The sequence below is a fragment of the Enterobacter cloacae subsp. cloacae ATCC 13047 genome (genome assembly GCF_000025565.1).
In the GTDB taxonomy this organism is placed as follows: Bacteria; Pseudomonadota; Gammaproteobacteria; order Enterobacterales; family Enterobacteriaceae; genus Enterobacter; species Enterobacter cloacae.
Map to the genome: position 1 here is coordinate 4,044,067 of NC_014121.1, position 19,459 is coordinate 4,063,525.

At 47.9% G+C, this 19,459-nt stretch carries 22 protein-coding genes and 1 other RNA gene; 16 read left to right on the plus strand and 7 right to left on the minus strand.

Annotated features, from left to right (window positions below):
- The first annotated feature begins 16 nt into the window (after window positions 1–16).
- Window positions 17–1,303 carry an HlyC/CorC family transporter gene (locus ECL_RS19675; RefSeq protein WP_028028086.1) on the plus strand — a complete coding sequence of 429 codons (1,287 nt, stop codon included), beginning with the start codon at window positions 17–19 and terminating at the stop codon, window positions 1,301–1,303.
- A gap of 52 nt (window positions 1,304–1,355) precedes the next feature.
- Here the strand turns inward: ECL_RS19675 and grpE are convergent, their stop codons facing one another.
- Window positions 1,356–1,949 carry a nucleotide exchange factor GrpE gene (gene grpE / locus ECL_RS19680; RefSeq protein WP_013098354.1) on the minus strand — a complete coding sequence of 198 codons (594 nt, stop codon included), beginning with the start codon at window positions 1,947–1,949 and terminating at the stop codon, window positions 1,356–1,358.
- Window positions 1,950–2,071: 122 nt separating this feature from the next.
- Between grpE and nadK the strand changes: the two genes are divergently transcribed.
- The 3 genes from nadK (at window position 2,072) to bamE (ending at window position 5,174) form a co-directional block, all read left to right on the plus strand.
- On the plus strand, window positions 2,072–2,950 hold the full coding sequence (gene nadK, locus ECL_RS19685; protein WP_013098356.1) for an NAD(+) kinase: 879 nt from the start codon (window positions 2,072–2,074) through the stop codon (window positions 2,948–2,950).
- An 85-nt stretch (window positions 2,951–3,035) separates the two neighbouring features.
- A complete protein-coding gene (gene recN / locus ECL_RS19690) occupies window positions 3,036–4,697 on the plus strand; it encodes a DNA repair protein RecN (RefSeq protein ID WP_013098357.1) in 1,662 nt (553 codons plus the stop codon).
- 138 nt (window positions 4,698–4,835) lie between these two features.
- On the plus strand, window positions 4,836–5,174 hold the full coding sequence (bamE, locus tag ECL_RS19700; protein ID WP_003863121.1) for an outer membrane protein assembly factor BamE: 339 nt from the start codon (window positions 4,836–4,838) through the stop codon (window positions 5,172–5,174).
- Window positions 5,175–5,282: 108 nt separating this feature from the next.
- Here bamE and ECL_RS19705 read toward each other — a convergent pair whose 3' ends face one another.
- Window positions 5,283–5,570, minus strand: a complete 288-nt coding sequence (locus ECL_RS19705; RefSeq protein ID WP_003863119.1) for an RnfH family protein — start codon at window positions 5,568–5,570, stop codon at window positions 5,283–5,285.
- Window positions 5,560–5,997, minus strand: a complete 438-nt coding sequence (locus ECL_RS19710) for a type II toxin-antitoxin system RatA family toxin (protein ID WP_008502504.1) — start codon at window positions 5,995–5,997, stop codon at window positions 5,560–5,562. The genes ECL_RS19705 and ECL_RS19710 overlap by 11 nt, the downstream gene beginning before the upstream one ends.
- A gap of 156 nt (window positions 5,998–6,153) precedes the next feature.
- Here ECL_RS19710 and smpB point away from each other — a divergent pair, with 156 nt between their 5' ends.
- The 8 genes from smpB (at window position 6,154) to ECL_RS19750 (ending at window position 12,689) form a co-directional block, all read left to right on the plus strand.
- Window positions 6,154–6,636 carry an SsrA-binding protein SmpB gene (gene smpB, locus ECL_RS19715; protein WP_008502505.1) on the plus strand — a complete coding sequence of 161 codons (483 nt, stop codon included), beginning with the start codon at window positions 6,154–6,156 and terminating at the stop codon, window positions 6,634–6,636.
- A gap of 89 nt (window positions 6,637–6,725) precedes the next feature.
- Window positions 6,726–7,089: a transfer-messenger RNA gene (gene ssrA / locus ECL_RS19720) on the plus strand.
- 529 nt (window positions 7,090–7,618) lie between these two features.
- Window positions 7,619–9,151: an amino acid adenylation domain-containing protein gene (locus ECL_RS19725; protein WP_013098360.1), complete on the plus strand. Its 1,533-nt coding sequence runs from the start codon at window positions 7,619–7,621 to the stop codon at window positions 9,149–9,151.
- A gap of 3 nt (window positions 9,152–9,154) precedes the next feature.
- The gene (locus ECL_RS19730; protein ID WP_013098361.1) at window positions 9,155–9,406 is read left to right on the plus strand and encodes an acyl carrier protein; all 252 of its coding nucleotides are present in this window, start codon (window positions 9,155–9,157) and stop codon (window positions 9,404–9,406) included.
- A gap of 25 nt (window positions 9,407–9,431) precedes the next feature.
- The gene (locus ECL_RS19735; protein WP_013098362.1) at window positions 9,432–10,373 is read left to right on the plus strand and encodes a chlorinating enzyme; all 942 of its coding nucleotides are present in this window, start codon (window positions 9,432–9,434) and stop codon (window positions 10,371–10,373) included.
- Between the two features lie 16 nt (window positions 10,374–10,389).
- Window positions 10,390–11,070, plus strand: a complete 681-nt coding sequence (locus ECL_RS19740) for an alanyl-tRNA synthetase (protein WP_013098363.1) — start codon at window positions 10,390–10,392, stop codon at window positions 11,068–11,070.
- Window positions 11,063–11,980: a DMT family transporter gene (locus tag ECL_RS19745; protein ID WP_013098364.1), complete on the plus strand. Its 918-nt coding sequence runs from the start codon at window positions 11,063–11,065 to the stop codon at window positions 11,978–11,980. The genes ECL_RS19740 and ECL_RS19745 overlap by 8 nt, the downstream gene beginning before the upstream one ends.
- On the plus strand, window positions 11,973–12,689 hold the full coding sequence (locus ECL_RS19750; RefSeq protein ID WP_044157473.1) for a thioesterase II family protein: 717 nt from the start codon (window positions 11,973–11,975) through the stop codon (window positions 12,687–12,689). The genes ECL_RS19745 and ECL_RS19750 overlap by 8 nt, the downstream gene beginning before the upstream one ends.
- 50 nt (window positions 12,690–12,739) lie before the next feature.
- On the opposite strand, the gene ECL_RS19755 is transcribed toward ECL_RS19750, so the two are convergent.
- Entirely contained in the window at window positions 12,740–13,312 is a 573-nt protein-coding gene (locus tag ECL_RS19755; protein WP_013098365.1) for a helix-turn-helix domain-containing protein, read from the minus strand.
- A gap of 138 nt (window positions 13,313–13,450) precedes the next feature.
- Between ECL_RS19755 and ECL_RS19760 the strand changes: the two genes are divergently transcribed.
- Together ECL_RS19760 and ECL_RS19765 are read left to right on the plus strand one after the other, a co-directional pair.
- Window positions 13,451–14,047: a LysE family translocator gene (locus tag ECL_RS19760; protein WP_038420437.1), complete on the plus strand. Its 597-nt coding sequence runs from the start codon at window positions 13,451–13,453 to the stop codon at window positions 14,045–14,047.
- Window positions 14,048–14,068: 21 nt separating this feature from the next.
- Window positions 14,069–14,767, plus strand: a complete 699-nt coding sequence (locus tag ECL_RS19765) for a 4'-phosphopantetheinyl transferase family protein (RefSeq protein WP_071843279.1) — start codon at window positions 14,069–14,071, stop codon at window positions 14,765–14,767.
- Window positions 14,768–15,039: 272 nt separating this feature from the next.
- Here the strand turns inward: ECL_RS19765 and ECL_RS19770 are convergent, their stop codons facing one another.
- From ECL_RS19770 to ECL_RS19780, 3 genes are all read right to left on the minus strand, one after another.
- Window positions 15,040–16,086 (minus strand): bifunctional transcriptional activator/DNA repair enzyme AdaA, encoded by a 1,047-nt coding sequence (locus ECL_RS19770; RefSeq protein WP_013098369.1) that lies wholly within the window; start codon window positions 16,084–16,086, stop codon window positions 15,040–15,042.
- Entirely contained in the window at window positions 16,070–16,846 is a 777-nt protein-coding gene (locus ECL_RS19775; RefSeq protein ID WP_013098370.1) for an isocitrate lyase/PEP mutase family protein, read from the minus strand. The genes ECL_RS19770 and ECL_RS19775 overlap by 17 nt, the downstream gene beginning before the upstream one ends.
- Window positions 16,847–16,984: 138 nt before the next feature.
- On the minus strand, window positions 16,985–17,770 hold the full coding sequence (locus ECL_RS19780; RefSeq protein ID WP_013098371.1) for a hypothetical protein: 786 nt from the start codon (window positions 17,768–17,770) through the stop codon (window positions 16,985–16,987).
- A gap of 278 nt (window positions 17,771–18,048) precedes the next feature.
- On the opposite strand from ECL_RS19780, the gene ECL_RS19785 reads away from it, so the two are divergent.
- Window positions 18,049–18,375, plus strand: coding sequence for a hypothetical protein (locus tag ECL_RS19785; protein ID WP_013098372.1), 327 nt, complete (start codon window positions 18,049–18,051; stop codon window positions 18,373–18,375).
- A gap of 624 nt (window positions 18,376–18,999) precedes the next feature.
- The gene (locus ECL_RS19790) at window positions 19,000–19,389 is read left to right on the plus strand and encodes a DUF7079 family protein (RefSeq protein ID WP_013098373.1); all 390 of its coding nucleotides are present in this window, start codon (window positions 19,000–19,002) and stop codon (window positions 19,387–19,389) included.
- The last annotated feature ends 70 nt before the right edge of the window (window positions 19,390–19,459 follow it).

Here is a 19,459-nt window from a genome sequence, read left to right on the forward strand (position 1 = left end):
AACAAAGGAGTTCCCCCTGGAACACATCTCTACCACCACGCTGATCGTTACGCTGATCGTCATGGTGGTCATCTCCGCCTATTTCTCTGGCTCGGAAACCGGCATGATGACCTTAAACCGCTACCGGTTACGTCATCGTGCTAAACAGGGTAACCGTGCCGCACGTCGCGTTGAAAAACTGCTCCGTAAACCGGATCGCCTGATAAGCCTGGTGCTTATCGGTAACAACCTCGTCAATATCCTCGCCTCTGCGCTGGGCACCATTGTCGGGATGCGACTGTACGGCAACGCCGGGGTCGCGATTGCTACCGGCGTACTGACGTTTGTAGTGCTGGTGTTTGCGGAAGTGCTGCCCAAAACCATCGCTGCGCTTTACCCGGAAAAAGTGGCTTACCCGAGCAGCTTCCTGCTGGCACCGCTGCTGATCCTGATGATGCCGCTGGTCTGGCTGTTGAATATGGTCACCCGTATCCTGATGCGCATGGTCGGCATCAAAGCCGACGTCGCCATCAGCAGTGCACTCAGCAAAGACGAGCTGCGCACCATCGTGAACGAATCCCGCTCGCAGATTTCACGCCGCAATCAGGACATGCTCCTGTCGGTGCTGGATCTGGAAAAGGTCAGCGTTAACGACATTATGGTGCCGCGTAACGAAATCGTCGGGATTGATATTAACGACGACTGGAAGGCCATCGTCCGCCAGCTGACCCACTCCCCGCACGGACGCATTGTGCTTTATCGCGACTCCCTGGACGACGCCATCAGTATGCTGCGCGTACGGGAAGCCTATCGCCTGATGACCGAGAAAAAAGAGTTCACTAAAGAGGTGATGCTGCGCGCCGCCGACGAGATTTACTACGTGCCGGAAGGAACGCCGCTCAGCACGCAGCTGGTAAAATTCCAGCGTAACAAAAAGAAAGTCGGTCTGGTGGTCGATGAGTATGGCGATATTCAGGGGCTGGTGACGGTCGAAGATATTCTGGAAGAGATTGTTGGAGACTTTACCACCTCCATGTCCCCTTCTCTTGCGGAAGAGGTCACACCGCAAAACGACGGTTCGGTGCTGATTGACGGCAGCGCGAACATCCGCGAACTCAATAAAGCCTTTAACTGGCATCTGCCGGAAGATGAGGCTCGCACCATGAACGGGATGATTCTGGAAGCACTGGAAGAGATCCCGGCGGCGGGCACGCGGGTGCGCATTGAACAGTATGATATTGATATCCTGGACGTGCAGGACAATATGATTAAGCAGGTGAAGGTCCTGCCTGTTAAACCACTGCGCGAAAGTATCGCGGAATAAAGTTGTAGGCCGGGCAAGGCGAAGCCGCCGCCCGGCACTACGGAGCGGCAAATTACGCTTTCGCTTTCGCCACGGTTACCATCGCAGCACGGATGGTACGGCCGTTCAGGGTATACCCTTTCTGCATCACGCCCAGCACTTTACCGGCTTCAACGTCTTCTGATTCCACCATCGCAATTGCCTGGTGCACGTTAGGATCCAGCGGGACGTCGGTATCGGCAATCACTTCCACACCAAACTTACGCACCACGTCCAGCATGGATTTCAGCGTCAGTTCGATACCTTCGATCATTGCCGCGTTGTCCGGATTCGCTTTATCAGCCACTTCCAGCGCGCGATCGAGGCTGTCGATTACCGGCAGCAGTTCGTTGACGAATTTCTCCAGCGCAAACTTATGCGCCTTTTCAACGTCCTGTTCGGTACGACGACGCAGGTTTTCCATTTCCGCCTTGATGCGCAGAACACTGTCGCGTTCGCGATTCTGTGCTTCTACCAGTTGGGCTTCCAGATTCGCAATTTTTTCATCGCGCGGGTCCACCTGCTCAGCAGATGCGTCTGGCTCTACAGCCTCAACTTCATCGTGCTGTTCCGTGATAATTTCTTCAGGGGCTTGCCCCTCAGGCGTTTTCTGTTCTTTACTACTCATGAATTTCTCCGCGTTTTTCTGCATTCATCTCGCTAACTTCGCTTATTATGGGGATCAGTTTCCTGGATTCAAGGGAACAAGAGAGATTGTCATCATTCATCAGGCACAAGGACCTCCAGAAAATGAATAATCATTTCAGGTGTATTGGGATCGTCGGGCACCCGCGTCACCCTACGGCATTGACGACACATGAAATGTTGTATCGCTGGCTGTGTAGCAAAGGCTATGAAGTGATGGTTGAGCAGCAGATCGCTCAGGAGCTGCAGCTAAAGAGCGTCAAAACCGGCACGCTGGCAGAGATTGGACAGCAGGCGGATCTTGCCGTGGTGGTCGGCGGCGACGGCAACATGCTCGGCGCGGCTCGCACGCTGGCGCGCTACGACATAAAAGTCATCGGCATTAACCGTGGCAATCTCGGTTTTCTGACCGACCTCGACCCGGACAACGCGCAGCAGCAGCTGGCCGATGTGCTGGAAGGACATTACATCAGCGAAAAACGTTTTTTACTGGAAGCGCAGGTGTGTCAGCAGGACTGCCAGAAACGCATCAGTACCGCCATTAACGAGGTGGTACTTCACCCCGGCAAAGTGGCGCATATGATTGAGTTCGAAGTGTATATCGATGAAATCTTCGCGTTCTCCCAGCGCTCTGACGGGCTGATTATCTCCACGCCGACGGGCTCGACCGCCTATTCGCTTTCTGCGGGAGGACCAATCCTGACGCCTTCGCTGGATGCCATAACGCTGGTGCCGATGTTCCCGCACACCCTTTCTGCCCGCCCGCTGGTGATTAACGGCAGCAGCACCATCCGCCTGCGTTTCTCGCACCGCCGTAATGACCTGGAGATCAGCTGCGACAGCCAGATCGCGCTGCCTATTCAGGAAGGTGAAGATGTGCTAATTCGGCGATGTGATTATCACCTGAACCTTATTCACCCGAAAGATTACAGCTATTTCAATACATTAAGCTCGAAGCTTGGCTGGTCAAAAAAATTGTTCTGATTTTGCATCCAGTACTTTACTGTATAAAAAACCAGTTTATACTGTATGAAAACACAGTCATGGTTTTTCATACAGGAAAACAATTATGCTGGCACAACTGACCATCAGCAACTTTGCCATTGTTCGTGAGCTTGAGATCGATTTCCACAGCGGCATGACGGCGATCACCGGGGAAACCGGTGCGGGTAAATCCATTGCCATTGATGCCCTCGGCTTGTGCCTTGGCGGGCGTGCTGAGGGTGACATGGTGCGCATGGGCGCCAACCGTGCTGACCTCTGTGCTCGCTTTTCCCTGAAAGACACCCCTGCAGCCCTGCGCTGGCTCGAAGAAAACCAGCTTGAAGATGGACGTGAGTGTTTACTTCGCCGCGTTATCAGCAGCGACGGTCGGTCACGTGGTTTTATCAACGGCACGGCGGTACCGCTTTCTCAACTTCGCGAGCTGGGTCAGTTGCTTATTCAGATACATGGTCAGCACGCGCATCAGCAGCTGGTTAAGCCGGAGCAGCAAAAATCGCTACTCGATGGCTATGCAGGTGAGTATGCACTTACTCAGTTGATGGCAGAACACTATCGCCAGTGGCACCAGAGCTGCCGCGAGCTGGCTCAGCATCAGCAGCAAAGCCAGGAGCGTGCCGCACGCGCCGAGCTGCTGGAGTATCAGCTCAAAGAGCTGAACGAGTTTAACCCGCAGGCGGGTGAGTTCGAACTCATTGACGAAGAGTACAAGCGTCTGGCCAACAGTGGCCATCTGCTCTCTACCAGCCAGAACGCCCTCACCTTACTGGCAGATGGCGAAGACGTTAATCTGCAAAGCCAGCTGTATAACGTGCGTCAGCTTGTTACCGAGCTGGCGGGCATGGACAGCAAACTGTCCGGCGTGCTGGATATGCTGGAAGAGGCGGCGATTCAAATCTCTGAAGCCGGTGATGAACTGCGCCACTACTGTGAACGTCTGGATCTCGATCCCAATCGCCTGTTTGAGCTGGAACAGCGCATTTCCCGTCAGATTTCTTTGGCGCGCAAGCACCACGTCACGCCGGAAGAGTTGCCTGCGTTCTATCAGTCTCTCCTTGATGAACAGCAGCAACTTGACGATCAGGCTGATTCACTGGAAACGCTGACTCTGGCGGTAAACCAGCACCATCAGCAGGCGCTGACCACGGCGAAACAGCTGCATGATGTTCGTCAGCATTATGCTCAGGAACTCAGCCAGCACATCACCGACAGCATGCATACGCTGGCGATGCCACACGGCATATTCACGATTGATGTCCGCTTCGAAGAGAACTCCCTGACGGCGGAAGGCGCGGATCGCATCGAATTCCGTGTCACCACCAACCCAGGCCAGCCGTTACAGCCTATTTCCAAAGTGGCATCTGGCGGTGAGCTCTCCCGTATTGCTCTGGCGATCCAGGTTATCACCGCCCGTAAAATGGAAACCCCGGCCCTGATTTTCGATGAAGTGGATGTGGGGATCAGCGGCCCGACGGCGGCGGTAGTGGGTAAACTGCTGCGCCAGCTCGGTGAATCGACCCAAGTAATGTGCGTCACCCACCTGCCGCAGGTGGCAGGCTGTGGTCATCATCACTTTATCGTCAGCAAAGAAACGGACGGTGAAATGACCGAAACGCACATGAAACCGCTGGATAAACGCTCGCGCCTGCAGGAGCTGGCTCGTCTGCTGGGAGGCAGCGAAGTCACCCGCAATACGCTCGCGAATGCGAAAGAACTGCTGGCGGCATAAACTTTTTCGGGATCTCAGGGTCATACAGAACAACAAAAACGCCGCCAGACCGGTTTCAAAGTGGGGCAAGGTCTATTATCATCGGCATATTACATATGAGCCGCGTACTGCTCGGGCCCGAAAAGGAATCAAATCACTATGCGCTGTAAAACGCTGACCGCTGCCGCTGCGGTTCTTCTGATGTTGACCGCAGGCTGTTCCACTCTGGAGAAAGTGGTTTACCGTCCTGACATCAACCAGGGGAACTACCTTACCCCTAACGATGTGTCTAAAATCCGTGTAGGGATGACACAACAGCAGGTCGCTTATGCACTGGGAACCCCGATGATGTCCGATCCGTTCGGCACCAACACCTGGTTCTATGTATTCCGTCAGCAGCCAGGCCACGAAGATGTGACCCAGCAGACCCTGACGCTGACCTTCAGCAGCGCTGGTGTGTTGACCAACATCGACAACAAGCCTGCCCTGACCAAATAATCCGGCGTCAGAAATGCAAAAAGGTGCTCAATGAGCACCTTTTTTGTATCGACATTTCGCACTGGATCGTAGCCCCGGTAAGCGCAGCGCCACTGGGGGAGAAAAGCACTACTTACCAGATTTCTCCGCACGCTGGCGACGCAGCTCTTTCGGGTCGGCAATCAGCGGGCGATAAATCTCCACCCGGTCGCCCTCTTTCAGCACATCACCTAGTTTCACCGGGCGGCTGTAAATGCCGACTTTATTTTTTGCCAGATCGATATCGCGACGAAGCTCCAGAATGCCAGAAGCTCGGATAGCCGCCTCAACGGTTGCACCCTCTTCCAGCGTCACGCGCTGCAGATACTGCTTCTCCGGCAACGCGTAGACCACTTCCACAGCTATCTTATGCGACACTGTAGACCTCTTTGGCGCGGGTCGTGAACGCCTGAACCATATTGGACGCCAGCTCTTTGAAGATGCGGCCAAACGCCAGCTCAATCAGCTTATTGGTAAACTCAAAGTCCAGATGGAACTCGATGCGGCAGGCATCAGCGCTCAGCGGCGTAAACTTCCAGCCTCCCATCAGGGTCTTGAATGGACCATCCACCAGATGCATCAAAATACTCTGATTGTTCGTCAGCGTATTGCGGGTGGTGAACGTCTTGCTGATCCCCGCTTTGGAGACATCCACCGCCGCCGTCATCTGCGTCGGGCCAGACTCCAGAACGCGGCTCCCGGTACACCCAGGGATAAATTCTGGATAAGACTGAACATCGTTCACTAACTGATACATTTGTTCCGCGCTGTAAGGTACAAGCGCAGTACGGCTAATCTGAGGCATAGCATTTCCCATGGTCACACAACGGACAAATAATAACATTTATCACCTGTTAAAAAAACGCTAAGCCTCATCTCGTGCTAAGATAGCGCGTTAGACCTCACAGGACGCAATGAGGTGACTTTTTGAAATCAGATTACCGACGGCTTTACGACACTTATGACGAAGAAAAAAGCACATAAACCAGGCTCGGCGACCATTGCGCTCAACAAGCGTGCTCGCCATGAGTATTTCATTGAAGAAGAATTTGAAGCTGGCCTTGCCCTGCAGGGCTGGGAAGTAAAATCGCTGCGCGCCGGGAAAGCCAACATCGGCGATAGCTACGTCATCCTGAAAGATGGCGAAGCCTTCCTGTTCGGTGCCAACTTTACGCCGCTGACCGTCGCCTCTTCGCACTACGTGTGTGACCCAACGCGTACCCGTAAGCTGCTGCTGAACAAGCGTGAACTGGAATCCCTCTACGGGCGCATTAACCGAGAGGGCTTTACCGTGGTCGCGCTGTCGCTGTACTGGAAAAACGCCTGGTGCAAAGTAAAAGTTGGCGTTGCCAAAGGTAAAAAACAGCACGACAAACGTACTGACCTGAAAGAGCGCGAATGGCAGCTCGACAAAGCGCGCATTATGAAAAACGCAGGACGTTGATTCTGCACACTTATTGTACTATTCAATAAGTTAGCGTTCCGGGCTGGTATCCAGGAAGTGAAATCTGGTATACTGAGTTCAACACTATTGGGGCTGATTCTGGATTCGACGGGATTTGCGAAACCCAAGGTGCATGCCGAGGGGCGGTTTGCCTCGTTAAAAGCCGCAAAAAAATAGTCGCAAACGACGAAAACTACGCTTTAGCAGCTTAATAACCTGCTCTGAGCCCTCTCTCCCTAGCTTCCGCTCTTAAGACGGGGATCAAAGAGAGGTCAAACCCAAAAGAGATCGCGTGGAAGCCCTGCCTGGGGTTGAAGCGTTAAAACTAATCAGGCTAGTTCGTTAGTGGCGTGTCTGTCCGCAGCTGGCGTGCGAATGTAAAGACAAACTAAGCATGTAGTACCGAGGATGTAGAAATTTCGGACGCGGGTTCAACTCCCGCCAGCTCCACCAAACATTCATTCATGATGTATCATGAACTTTAAAAAATCCTGCAACTTTAACGAGTTGCAGGATTTTTTTGTTGCGTGTATGGTCATGATATCTGTATGGATCTTGAGCATTCTGTATCTTGTTTAGCACCGCGTTGCCAGAACGCTAAAAAATTAAAATTCCCAACAAACTCAACCAATTCATCCAGCAATCACACCGTCTTCAACTATTAAGATCATGTCTGGGCTCGTTAGTACCAGCCCTTTTCCTCTCGAACAAAGTACACCCACCCGCCTTAATCTCGCCATGACGTTTGTTTAGCCATGATTCATATGCAGGTACCTACAAGCGAGCGAACAATGGTTCAATCGCCTGAGGCAAGAAATTAAAACGAACACCACCTTTGCATAATCGCGAGAGGGCTACAGGATTAATATTTATTTATTCATATTTTACAATGAGTTATGTAAAATATTAAAATTAACAATAAAAAAACATTTGTTCACTTCTTTAGCTTAATGTACTTTTATTCCGAACAGGAGGGTATTGTATGAGAATCATTGATTCACAGGCACATGATGCGCTAACTCAGATTGAGCTTTTTTGGGCAGTATCCTGGAAATTCCCACAAAGGGTTGCGGTTAAAGATCTCGATCATGAGATCAGCTATGGCGAGCTCAGAGACTGGATGCTCAGGATTATTCAGACACTGAAGGATGAAGGTGTTCACGCAGGTGACAAGGTTGCAATAGAGCTGCCACCAGGTGCTGAGTTAATCGCCTCTATTCTGGCGATTCAGTTCATTGGTGCTGCTTATGTACCAATAGACCGTAATGCGCCAGTAGCGCGTAATATTCTGATATTGAATGATTCTCAGCCTCGCATGATTATCAATGAGAGCGGTCATTCAAACTTTGCCGGCTTTCAGGCAAAAAGCATATACCAGATGTTGTCTGTCTCTGTTATGGCGGATTCATTACTGAATATGGCCGTTCCGGAAGGATTGGCATATATTATTTATACTTCGGGCACGACAGGTAACCCAAAAGGTGTTCCGATCACCCATGCTAATTTGCGTGCTCTCTTTCGTGCAACGGAACCTGTGTTTAAGTTTAACGAAGATGATTCCACTGTGCTTTTTCATTCCTATGCTTTTGATTTTTCAGTATGGGAAATGTGGTCAGTTTTAGCTTATGGTGGGAAGCTTGTTATTCCAGATAATGAAACACGTTTAACCCCTAGTAAACTTGCACAACTCGTTCACGATCAAAAAATTACTTTACTTAATCAAACTCCTGGTGCTTTTTCCGTTAATGCCTCTTGGCTCTGTCAATTCCCGAAGGGATCATTGGCTTTACGGTTTATTATTTTTGGTGGCGAAAGGCTTAATTTTCAGATGCTCAAACAATGGCAGCAGCATTTTGGGCTGATGTCTCCTTTACTGGTTAATATGTACGGCATTACCGAAACGACTGTTCATTCAAGTTGGCATATTATCAGTAATGATGATCTGGAGCACACAGAGTCTATAATAGGTGAATTATTGCCTGGATTCGATTACATCATTCGGCCCCTTGATGAAAGTGATCTGCGTTCAGGCTATGGCGAATTGCTTCTCTGTGGTTCGCAAGTCACGCCGGGTTATCTGAACCAGAATAATGAGACCAATGGTAAATTTATTTTGGCTGAAAAAAACAATATTACCAAGCGGTATTATTGCACAGGAGATCTTGTTCAATATAATTCCACAGGGAAGTTGGTTTATATGGGGCGTTGCGATCAACAGGTAAAAATAAATGGTTATCGAATCGAAATTGGCGAGATTGAATCTGTGCTTGCAAGGCTTGAATCTATTATCGACATTTCCGTCATAACGTCTCATTCAGAAACACTTGGTCATCATCTGGTTTGTTGTTTTGCATCAAATGACAATAAAGCAGATGTTATTGAACAGTTACATAAATTGGCAAAGGAGTTATTGCCATTTTATATGCGCCCTATTCGCTATCGTGGTTTTGATGCTATACCAAAAACCATTAATGGAAAAATCGATAAACAACACCTGAAACTTTCTGTGGAGTAAATTATGAACGAAGTTGATTTAGATGATGTCAATAAAGAACAGGTAAAAGTACTTGCATTACAACAGTATATAGTTTGGCTGCAAGATGTTTTAGAAAAATCAGTCAGCGCGGAAGATAACTTCCTTGATATTGGTGGGCATTCAATGATTGCCATTGCACTGAATGAACGAGTACGAAATGAATTCAATCTAACGCTATCTATGGAACGTCTATATAACAGCACGCTTAGCGAAACATTTTACAGTACTAAATAAAACCAATCATTCACTGGAGATTACCATGTCAAATAATATTCATTTGTCTGAAGAAGAACTTGCCAACTTCCATAAAAATGGTTATATCGGCCCAATTACCATTTATTCTCCGGAAGAAATGGCGGAAATTTGGAGTACCGTTCGTCGGCAATTACCAGATCGTTCGAATGCTGCTTACCCTTCAGACTCGTACGGTGCGGCAACGAATATATCGAATTACGATCGCCATCTTGATATCAATAAACTTAGCCAACATGTCACTAATCCCAAAATTGTGGCACCGGTATCTGATATCCTTGGCGATGATGTTTTATGCTGGCGTACGGAGTTCTTTCCTAAATACCCCGGTGATGAAGGTACTGACTGGCATCAGGCTGATACATTTGCTAACGCCAGTGGAAAACCGCAAATTCTTTGGCCTGGAGAAACTGAAGATCAGTTTGGAAAAGGGACTTTAACGGTCTGGACAGCTTTTACTGATTCAACCATTGAGAATGGTTGTCTGGAAATTATGCCTGGCACCCATCATAAAATGAATTATGATGAAAAGAAATCAATGCAATATCAAAGCGACATTATTAATAACATTGAAAAGGAGGGTAAGAGTCGTGGATTCTTTGGATATGATTACCGCGACCTGCAAATAGATCCTGACTGGCATCCGGATGAAAAACAGGCCGTCCCGTTGGAGATGAAAGCCGGTCAATGTGTCATCTTTTGGTCAACGTTAATGCATGCTTCCTATCCTAATATATCTGATAAGATATATCGCATGGGCTTTGCTACCCGCTACGCCCCCAGCTTTGTTGATATTTATCCCAATACCGATCATGTGCATGAGTATGGTGGCAATATCCCATTGGATAAATTTGGCTGCGTGATTGTTGCTGGCCAAAGTCGTAATACTAATAATCGTATAGCAACCCATAATTTGCTCGGAAATCCATTTACTCCCCTTTCTATATAAAATAAGGATTATCGCTATGCAACAAAATCAGTGTTATCTGGAGGATACTTATCGCTTTAATATATTAAGCGATGTCATTGCTACCGGTGCTGATGAAGGAGGGCAATGGATTGCCCTGCAGGATAATATTTTTCATCCGCAGGGAGGCGGGCAACCTGCAGATCTCGGGTGGGTAAATGACATACCGGTGGTGGTAAAAAAACAGGAATCAGGATTAGTGGTTCTTTATCCGCAGTCTCCTTTTTCGCCGCCGGTTGAAACAAAAGTATCATCAGTTGTATCAGCGGATGCCCGCGCTTACCATGCTGCACTGCATACTGCCGGGCATTTACTGAACTGGGAAATGCGCCAGTTCGGGTGGATGGCTGTCCGGGGGCATCATTTCCCCGGTGAGTCGCGTGTGGAATTTAGCGCCATTGATGCTTCAGCTATTCCAGCTGATCGCCTGGAGGCGGCTGAAATTGAACGAATTATTTGCCAGCGTCTGCAAAAGGGAGCGGAAATCCGCAGTTGGTTCGAGGGCACCACCCGGCTATGCCAGATTAACCAATCAGAGGCTATGCCTTGTGCCGGGACACACACTGATGATTTGGCAAAAATTAGCTCATTTAACATTAAGGCGATAAAGTTTAAAAAGGGCACTCTACGGATCAGCTATGATGCCGGGCATGTCCCGCTAAAGGAATGTCATGTCTAATTATTCTATTCTGGCTCCACGCAGCCGACTTTGGATAATTGATCTGGGATTATTGACCGTTGCCCTCTCATGGGGGGCAAGTTATTCCTTGATGCAGCTTATTATCCAGGCAGGGGTCACTGTTCCCCTGTTTTTAATGCTGAGATTCGCACTGGCTGTTCCCTTCATGTTTGTTGGCACTCGTGTCAGATTAAACAGCTTCACTCGTGGTGAAGTGATTAATGGGATCGTATTTGGTGTGCTTCTTTATGCGATCCTAACATTCGAAACGTTTGGTGTTAAACACACCTCAGCTGCAAATGCAGGTTTCTTGATTGCATTATCGGTGGTATTAGTTCCCTTTTTTGAACGTTTTATCGGCAAGAGAAAACAAAGCAAATTCATTTATTTCACCTGTTTTATGTCCCTTGCAGGTGGCGGCATGTTGAGCTTTACGGCCAATGGAAATATTGAGTTCAATCAAGGCGATATTCTTATCTTATCGGCTGCATTGATTCGCGGTTTTCAGATATTTATGTTTGGTCGGCAGACTGCTGGTAAGGATTACTCGCTAATCAATATCACATTGATTGAATTACTGGTTGTCGCGGCCCTCGGCTTGGTTACTATTGTGCTGACCGAACCCACTGCGTTGCAATATATACCTGAAATATCTATTTCGACATGGGGCTTGATTCTCTTTCTGAGTCTGCTGGCAACGGCATTTGCATTCCTGATGCAATTATATGCCGCTAAAATAACCAGTCCGACGCGCGTCGGGTTGATCTTGTCTCTCGAACCGGCCTTTGCAGCTATGTTTGCCATCACCATTATGGGCGAAACCCTTGGTGTGCTGCAAGCAATAGGGGGCGGGATCATTATATGTGCAGCCCTGTTGGGGCGCATTGCTGAAGGGAAGCGTTATGAATGAGCAGCCACATATTGCTATGTTTCATCATGCCGGAGGGAACGCTGCCGCTCTTGATGTACTGGAAAAGCATTTTTCAAACTTCAATGTGAGTAAGTTTGAAATGCCTGGCCGCGGACGCCGCCGTCAGGAAGCGTTACTAACAGATATCAATAAGGTGATTAAGGATTTTTTTCCACAATTGCCACGCCATTGTCCGATAATTTTTATGGGGCATAGTCTCGGCGCCTATGTCGCATATGTAATGGCAAAAAAATACCGTTTCAATGATGCTCGACAAAAAAGTATGCTCGTGGTGATTGGTAATGAACCAATCCATTGCCGTCAGTTTTTTGATTTAACTGAATCCAGTGAAATTGCAAAACATTCATTACTTAATTTTGCGAATCATTTCAGGCAATTACCTGACTGGCTGCAGAGAGAACCCGTTTTGCTGAAGCAATTTTTGCAGGTGCTATCTGCTGATTTGCAGGTTGCTAATTCTATCAGTGAAGAAGATAGCGCTGCGCTTGACGATATTCCAGTATTAGCATTTTACGGAAAAGAGGACCCCTTATTTCTTTTTCCCCCGGAACGATGGCAAGAATGTACCCTCCAGCCATTCAGGCTGGAGGGGATCTCAGGGGGGCATTTTATTTCAGATACACAAGCTCGTGAGATTAGTGAACTAACAATGGATTTTATACGGAACAACAAGGTCTTTAATATATAAATAGCGCAGGCAGGTGAGGGGTAACACAGTAATGCCGTAAACCTGCTGAATTAACCTTGTGTACTGTAAGACATTATAACCGTCGCACTTACCGCATCATCTGCACAAATATAGGCATGTTTAACATCACCTGAGAAGGCATAAAAATCTCCAGGTTGAAGAATAATACTTTCACTGTCAGATATTTTCAGAAGTAATGTGCCAAGGTGAACGATGATATGTTCATGCGTCCCTGAAACATGAGCCGGACTGTTTATTACCACACCTGGTTTCATTTGTAAATGCCATATTTCTGTGATATTGCCCTGGCCGATGCGGAACTTCATTACCTGGGAATAATCACCTTTGTAGTCAGAATTTTTTTCGATATAGGGATAGCGTTCATTATTATTACCGAGCAAATCGCCTAATGTAAGTCTTAGTGCGCTGGCGATGGAATCCAGTGTATCAACGCGAGGATTAGAACCGCCCGATTCGAGCGTGGACAGCGTAGCTTTGGAGACGCCGGAAAGTTTTGCCAGTTCATTAAGTGAAAGATTTCGAGCTATTCGTAACTTTTTTACGTTATTACCAATGTTGGTGTACGTTCTTTTTAAGCGATCGCTCTGTTGTGCATTACTCATCTTTTAATCTTCACTGTCAGGATAAAATTTGTAGCATATTAACATTTTAGGAAGAAAATATCTTCAAAAGTGACACATGAATTCAAACGCGGGCTATCAGTCTGATTTTTCTCATTTGTTAATGTATCAGAGGTTGAAATGTTACTGAATGACTGCATTAAAATTATGGGTTCTGGCATGTTGTTGCTTGTAATGCCTGGCCCAACCAATACTCTTCTCCTTTTCTCAGGGTACGCCAGTGGTATCAGGCCAAGTATAAAAATGATTATTGCCGAATGGGGGGGATACTTTTGTGCAATCACCTTTTGGGGAGTTATTGTGAGTGTCTTAGCTCAACATGGCACGTTTTTACTCGGTATTATTAAGTTATTATCAGCATTCTATGTCGCCTGGCTGGCTGTTAAAGTCTGGGGGTTTTCATTACAGTCTCGACCGACAAAAATTGGAATGAAAACCATATTTATTACCACTTTGTTTAACCCTAAATCATTCGTATTTGCGACATATATAATTCCTTCAATTGCTTTCAGAGAGCTTCAGTCTTTCACTGCCGCCATGCTGAGTGTTTTTGTCGCGCTATTGCCTCTTTCTTTTATATGGGTTGCCTGTGGGAAGGGGATAGCCAGGCAAGGCAAGCTGCAATCACGATTATGGCCAATGTTTTTTTATCGCGGTCTGTCGCTGGCGATGGCGAGTTTCGCTGCTTCTATGGTTTACCATTCCGTCGCTGTTTGATGCGAAAACCTAAGGATAACCATGAAAATTTGCTGGTATCAAACACAACGACTAATGAAAGTCTTACCCGATTACATCCATTTCACCGTATTGCGTTTCTCCCTGGATGGTGTGCTGGAGGATGCTTTCCGAGTTTATGATATACCGCTCCCGCGCCGGTTGGCGAACGCATCAGATCAACGCCGGGCTGAATATCTTGCTGGACGGATTGGCGCTCAAAAGTTACTACAACATTTCGATTCCTCGCTATGTGCGCCGCTGATGGCAGATGATCGCGCACCCTCATGGCCTTCTTCCTTTTGTGGGGCAATTTCTCACGATCGCGATTTTGCTTCTGCCGCCGTTATCAAAATGCACCATGGCCGGGTCGGAATAGATATTGAATCGCTCTCACCGAAAATAGCTCTCGATACGATAAGCCAGCGCATAGCCTCTGCCAGGGAAATTGACACATTGGCCAACTCCCGCGATTTGCTTTCGGACCACGTCCTGCCATTGCTTTTTTCTGCTAAAGAGAGTGCCTATAAGGCTTTCCCACGTGATCTTCAACAGCATCTGGACTTTCACAGTATTGAATTGCGCGAGATTGATCCCCACTTGCAGCAGTTTACTTTTAGCCTGACACTTACGCTTAATCATGAATATGAGGCGGGGTTTCGCTTTAACGGCTGGTATACTTTTCTGGGAAATCGGGTTCTGACCTTGGTTCATTTGCATTGACGGATATCGGTGACTCCAGACAATCTCCGCTCTCTTTGCGCCTTCCCTTCCCTTCCCTTCCCTTCCCTTCCCTTCCCTTCCCTTCCCTTCGAAAAAAAGAAAAAATCTCAAACAAAATCAATCATCTCCCCCATCAATTACAAAGACTTCAACCCATTTCCGATCACCAGAGTCGACTGATGAAGTCCTTAAAGCCCTGCAGGCTTTTCTGAGCTTGTAATTTATCCCGCAGAGCCCGTAAAATTTTCCGGCTACAAGTGAGCATCACGCCATTAAACGTTATTTCTCTCATGCTCAATGAGCCATTCTTTTCGAGAAATCCCCCCTCCATAACCCGTCATCGCTCCATCTTTACCAATTATCCTGTGGCAAGGGATCACAATCGCAATTCGGTTTGCACCATTAGCAGCAGCGACAGCGCGCACAGCATTTGGCTTATTCATCCGTAGTGAGATGGCCTGATAGTGTGAGGTCTGTCCATAGGGAACTGACCGCAGCTCGCGCCAGACGGATTGTTGAAAATCACTCCCCGGGGCATCTACAGAGAGATCAAACTGTCGGCGCGTTCCGGCAAAATACTCGCTGACCTCTTTTACTGTCTGCCGGGTGTGGCTGTTTTCTCCGGTGACGATTCTGGCGTTAAATAAACGCTGAATATCGCGAAATTCTGTTTCTAACATCCGGCGATCGGTAAACTCCAGTAGACAAACTCCCCGCTCTGTCGCACAGACAAACATCGGCCCAAGCGTCGTGGTAAAACGGTGAATGACAATCACCTGGGTTGCCTGAGTCGGCGCTGCACCAGTAAGTCGCTTATAGGTATAACCAAACCCGCTCAGGGATTCATAGCCGTTGTCCAGCGCAACGTCAGTCGCCGTTCGTCCGCTTTTGAGCTCCTGCAGGGCAACGTTCACCCGCTGCATTCGCTGGAAAGCCTGAAAAGTGATGCCGTGATGTTGCAGAAACCAGCGCCTTACCCGCTCCGGACTGATTCCATGCTGGCGAAGCTCCGCGTCTGCAACACGGGATTTAATATCGCGCCTGACAAGCGCAAGCGCCTGTTCAACAAATAATGGCGCGCTGTGCGCATTCTCAGCGGGTCTGCAGACCTTACAGGGCCGAAAACCGGCCGCAAGGGCAGATTTGGCATCTTTATAAAATTCGACATTTTCACGTTTGGGCTTTCGCGCCCGACATACCGAAATGCAGAACACGCCAGTGGTTTTAACGCCGACAAAAAACACGCCAGTATATTCTGAAGCACGTTCAAGTAATGCCTGATACCAGATATCACATAAATTCTTATCGGTTATTTTCATCACCAAAAAGTCCTTCAAACGTCTGACGAGATCGGATCGCATGCATGACATCAGTCAGCGTTGACTGCATGGCTGAATGCACAAAATTGCCCATGGAAATGCGGCTTACTCCGGCCAGCTTCAGCCTGTCGAACGACGGAAGGTCGGGCATACACATGACATTAAGAGGCAGAACCGTCGCCTCTGCAATGAGGCTGATGTCTTTCTCTGACGTCAGACAGGGAACAAAAAGGCCGTCAGCACCTGCAGCTTTATAACTTTGACCCCGTAATATCGTCTCCTGCAACGCATCTACATGCCCGAGCAGGTAAGTGTCAGTCCGGATGTTCAGAAACAGGCTATGATTTTCGCTTCTTAGCGCATCGCATACTGTTCTTAGGGTACAGGTAAAATCAGAGGCATCGTCAAGCTGACGCACCCCGTTTATGACTCTGCTGTCTTCAAGGTTAACGCCTGCGACACCTGTCTGAGCAAGGCGCCTGAGATTGGCTGTTATCTCTTCGGCTGAATCACCATACCCTGCTTCCATGTCAACGCTCAATGGCAGCTTGCTGACAGCCTGGATACGGGTGACCATATAAAATAACGCATCAAATGGCATTCCCTGCCCGTCTTCATATCCTAGTGTGGACGCGATTGCTGCGCTGGACGTTCCCAATGCCTGATAACCTGCTTCTTGCGCTGCTACAGCACTGGCGGCATCCCAGACATTAGCGATAAGAAGTGGCTCATGCTGGTTGTGGAGTTCTGCAAAGTTCATATCCATATCCTCTCGATAGATTGAAAATGAATCTAAGCAGTCAGCAAGAACGTCACAACCGAAATTCAGACGACCATTTTTTTAGCAAACGTCGTCTGAACCCGGAGTGAATCAGACCGAAACCTTTCAAGGTCGGGTTCAGGCTTTCAGCATGGCAAGAACCGCCCATCGTGCCGCATCGTCTGCGATATTTTTCGGCAGCGCATCAGCCCGCAGAGTGATATAAGCGTCAATAGCCTTTCTGATGGCAATGCTGACGGAGTCACGATCGTGCGTTGCCAGCGTGGATGCAAGCAGGCCATCAGGATCAAGGCCATGGAATTCAATGCGGCGAACCCCACGTTGCGGTAGATTTGCCCGACGGCACAGCATAGGTCCCAGCACTTGCTCGCGAAAGAATGACAGCATGCCAATCGCTTCAAAGAGTTCGCCCCTTCCCAGTTTCACCGCCGCATAATGAAGCCAGATCCATGCTCGGGACTCAAACCACTCTGGCGTCATGTCAGGCCATTGAGCACTATATTTTGCCAGTTGTTGTTCCAGAGCCAGGTGATCGCGGGTAAATAACACTGCAGGCTCCTCAACGCGTTGAGTGAGCATGTCCAGTGTGACAAATTTCAGATCGACATGGAGGAGTTCAGGACCATAGAGGCATATAAGCAGACGAGGCTCTCCGACATGTTCGCCGGTGAAGGCATGCAGCAGATGCCCCAGTGTTCCGGCGAACTCAATACGCTGCGCCATGATCTCGTCATAGCAGAGAGGGTCTACCACAACGACAAAATCGAGATCGGAGTAAATATCGAACCCGCCATGAATAAGCGAGCCGCCAGCGAGAAGAGAGTGAATTCGCGAATCAGCCTGAATTTTAAGCTTGAGTTGCTCTGCAAAACTTCTGTGTAAATCGGGTAATGTACTTAGCATACTTTTTCCTGTTCACAAAAAAGACAAAGCATTACAGAATATCGAGCTCTTTCAATAAGGGCCAGATATTTTTTGCAGGAACAGTCTTGTCCCTGAGGAGTTTACTCGCTTAGCCATAAAGCAATCTCTTAGATATGAAGGGCATAGTTATGTTCTGACTGCTGGGCACGATATCGTAATTCATCACTTCAGCGAGTGTTGAATCTGTTTTTGCTCAGTCATAACTGTTATTGTTTAATATAATTTAAGCAGGAGCATTCAACGTTCAGGAGTGATGGGTGATAGATGCGCAACAGGAAGCGAAACTTCGTTCATACGGGTTTACTGATAAAAACATTACAGCTTTGCGTGCCGTACTTGAAGATCCGAAACGTAAAGATCGGACTCTGCATTCACTTTTAGTTGAGCTAAAACGACGCTTCTACACGACCTGGATCATTGTCATTGGTTTACTGTTTTTTGCTACCTATGCCACTATCACTAATGATTATGATAATGGTTGGGTTTATTTCGCAACAATTATCGTTTTATCTCTTTTTATACTGGGAATGGCCCCGCTGTCTGTTTCATGTAAGGCGGTGAAATTTTTACGCAACGAAGATTAACTCTCCTTTCTGCCTGGCGAGCAAACTCTTGTTCATCGGTATTATAGGTTTTCCCATTTTATAAAGTTTATGGGCTAATTTTTTCACCTTTAATAGCCTATGTCGGCCCTGTCATCAAATACGATGAGGCGTTACATTAAAACTATTTTCATGCGTTCAATATAAAAAGCATAAAAACATTTCTGTAATTACAGGGATGACTAATGAATGTTGCATTCAAAAAATTGTATAGTGTTTATATAAGGAGAAAATTAGCCAGAGATATTATCTCTACCGCGTTGTTCGTCATGATGAGGTGCTGAATAGGATTCACATACCCCGCCGTTGCTGGAGCAATGCAGAATGATCAGAGAGCCTTTTCTACTGCTCTTGCTTCGCTGCAAGGAAAGGCGTCAAATTTTGCAGCACATTGTATACAGGACTCGCGTGTCAGACAGCAGTATTTGCGCGATATTCTGAAAATGTCTGCTGAGTTTGTGCAAGCAGTGGTAGCCACGGGTGTGTGCGCAGCAACTGCACCCGTTTGTATTGGTGTTGCGGCATTAGTGGGCGGAATTCTTGCGTCGATTGGAACAGACCTCCTGTTCGGAACCGTGTATGTTTCACCGCAAGGGAGAAATTAAAATGCATTTGACTGAAACCCAGCTGATCGCCCGCGTCCCCGTCTGGCACGCCTTATCAGAACTTTTTTCCGGGCGTGAACTCCAGGAGTATGACTATCAATGGATGGCAGAGGTGCTGAAAAAATCCGAATTAAACCGGGAAGAGATCTTCAGAATTGTGGATGAGGAAGTCGCCCCTGCTCTACAGGCTAACCTGCTTTACAACCCAACGCCGGTGATGGACGGTTGGTCAGAGGAAGACATCAAACGGCTTGTGACAGCGTATTTGAACAGAAAGCCGACAATTATCGAACGCATCATTCCGGCCCGGGTACTGTTAAAACAACGGCGCAAACACATCAGCAAGGAACTTAACAGGCTATCCGCTGAGCTTGATAACGGCTTGTCATAAGTTATAAAGCGAGATGATAACCAAAGAACGTTAATAGCACAGGCCTTCCCGCAAAAACAAAAGCCCGCAC

What these genes read in the sequence shown, in the direction of transcription:
- grpE (WP_013098354.1), bottom strand. Translation starts at nt 1,949, where the DNA reads ATGAGTAGTAAAGAACAGAAAACGCCTGAGGGGCAAGCCCCTGAAGAA.
- nadK (WP_013098356.1), top strand. Translation starts at nt 2,072, where the DNA reads ATGAATAATCATTTCAGGTGTATTGGGATCGTCGGGCACCCGCGTCAC.
- recN (WP_013098357.1), top strand. Translation starts at nt 3,036, where the DNA reads ATGCTGGCACAACTGACCATCAGCAACTTTGCCATTGTTCGTGAGCTT.
- bamE (WP_003863121.1), top strand. Translation starts at nt 4,836, where the DNA reads ATGCGCTGTAAAACGCTGACCGCTGCCGCTGCGGTTCTTCTGATGTTG.
- ECL_RS19710 (WP_008502504.1), bottom strand. Translation starts at nt 5,997, where the DNA reads ATGCCTCAGATTAGCCGTACTGCGCTTGTACCTTACAGCGCGGAACAA.
- smpB (WP_008502505.1), top strand. Translation starts at nt 6,154, where the DNA reads ATGACGAAGAAAAAAGCACATAAACCAGGCTCGGCGACCATTGCGCTC.
- ECL_RS19725 (WP_013098360.1), top strand. Translation starts at nt 7,619, where the DNA reads ATGAGAATCATTGATTCACAGGCACATGATGCGCTAACTCAGATTGAG.
- ECL_RS19730 (WP_013098361.1), top strand. Translation starts at nt 9,155, where the DNA reads ATGAACGAAGTTGATTTAGATGATGTCAATAAAGAACAGGTAAAAGTA.
- ECL_RS19735 (WP_013098362.1), top strand. Translation starts at nt 9,432, where the DNA reads ATGTCAAATAATATTCATTTGTCTGAAGAAGAACTTGCCAACTTCCAT.
- ECL_RS19740 (WP_013098363.1), top strand. Translation starts at nt 10,390, where the DNA reads ATGCAACAAAATCAGTGTTATCTGGAGGATACTTATCGCTTTAATATA.
- ECL_RS19745 (WP_013098364.1), top strand. Translation starts at nt 11,063, where the DNA reads ATGTCTAATTATTCTATTCTGGCTCCACGCAGCCGACTTTGGATAATT.
- ECL_RS19750 (WP_044157473.1), top strand. Translation starts at nt 11,973, where the DNA reads ATGAATGAGCAGCCACATATTGCTATGTTTCATCATGCCGGAGGGAAC.
- ECL_RS19755 (WP_013098365.1), bottom strand. Translation starts at nt 13,312, where the DNA reads ATGAGTAATGCACAACAGAGCGATCGCTTAAAAAGAACGTACACCAAC.
- ECL_RS19760 (WP_038420437.1), top strand. Translation starts at nt 13,451, where the DNA reads ATGTTACTGAATGACTGCATTAAAATTATGGGTTCTGGCATGTTGTTG.
- ECL_RS19765 (WP_071843279.1), top strand. Translation starts at nt 14,069, where the DNA reads ATGAAAATTTGCTGGTATCAAACACAACGACTAATGAAAGTCTTACCC.
- ECL_RS19770 (WP_013098369.1), bottom strand. Translation starts at nt 16,086, where the DNA reads ATGAAAATAACCGATAAGAATTTATGTGATATCTGGTATCAGGCATTA.
- ECL_RS19775 (WP_013098370.1), bottom strand. Translation starts at nt 16,846, where the DNA reads ATGAACTTTGCAGAACTCCACAACCAGCATGAGCCACTTCTTATCGCT.
- ECL_RS19780 (WP_013098371.1), bottom strand. Translation starts at nt 17,770, where the DNA reads ATGCTAAGTACATTACCCGATTTACACAGAAGTTTTGCAGAGCAACTC.
- ECL_RS19790 (WP_013098373.1), top strand. Translation starts at nt 19,000, where the DNA reads ATGCATTTGACTGAAACCCAGCTGATCGCCCGCGTCCCCGTCTGGCAC.